The organism is Streptomyces inhibens (genome assembly GCF_003389455.1).
Taxonomy (GTDB): Bacteria; Actinomycetota; Actinomycetes; order Streptomycetales; family Streptomycetaceae; genus Streptomyces; species Streptomyces inhibens.
Genome location: NZ_QUAC01000265.1, coordinates 1 through 906 on the forward strand (window position 1 = coordinate 1; position 906 = coordinate 906).

1 protein-coding gene is annotated in these 906 nt (G+C 74.0%); it reads left to right on the forward strand.

From position 1 onward, the window contains the following. Positions 1-173: 173 nt before the first annotated feature. Complete coding sequence (locus DY245_RS32780; protein WP_128510813.1) at positions 174-788, forward strand: GOLPH3/VPS74 family protein; 615 nt, start codon at positions 174-176, stop codon at positions 786-788. The last annotated feature ends 118 nt before the right edge of the window (positions 789-906 follow it).

Consider the following 906-nt stretch of genomic DNA (forward strand, 5'->3'; position numbering starts at 1 on the left):
CCGCCGGGGGGCGCACCCCACCCGGCGGGCCGGGCGGCGGCGCGGATGCAGCCGTCGTCCGCACTCCGTAAGCTCATAGGTGGGAGTGCTCGCCGGCGGGCCGAGGTCCACCCGGCACACGACGCCGCGCGCCGCCGGCTCCACCAGGCGCCGGCTCTGACAGGGAGCCGCTCATGACCACACCGCGGGACCTGTTGATCGTCACCATGGACCCGGAGTCCGGTGGCTCTGTCGAGCCCGGCGATCTGTCGCTCGCGCTCGCGGGAGCCGAGGTGATCGACCTCCTGGAGGCCCAGGCCCTCACACTCGACGGCGATCACATGGTGCCGGGCTACCGGCCGGCACTGGCGGATCGCCTCTTGGACGAGGCCGCGTCGACGCTTGCCCGGCAAGCCCCGTACGAGTCGGTCGGCGACTGGCTGTGGCGCAGAGGCCGCGGCCTGTCCGCGTCCTATCTGGCCGCACTTGAGGCGGAAGGGCAGCTCACCCGGCAGCGCCGCCGCCGCTGGATGCCCTTCGGGGCCAGTGAGACGACGCTGGTCGATTCGCCCGCTCGCCGCCAGGCGGCGGACCGCTGGACATCGAAGGAACCCGTCCTCGCCGCCCTCGCGGCGACCGTCGGGATCGGCGACGAGCGGACCGAGGACTCCCCGGCCGCGGCCGACGACACGGTGGCGACGGTGCTCGCCGCCGTCGATGACGCGGTGCGGCACCTGCAGTTCGAACGGCAGCGGCGCTCCATCGAGCAGGCGGCGTTCGACAATGTCTGGCGAGGCGACGGGCCGTGATCACGGCGCCCCGAAGGCCACCGGCCGTGGTACAGCCCGCCCGGGTGCTTTCCGTTCGGCGCTCACCCCTACCCCCACGCTGAACAGGTGGCGGGCTGCGGGCATCGCAGCCCGCCAC

Bases quoted from the DNA above. Each gene is read 5' to 3' on its own strand.
- DY245_RS32780 (WP_128510813.1), top strand. From the start codon at position 174: ATGACCACACCGCGGGACCTGTTGATCGTCACCATGGACCCGGAGTCC.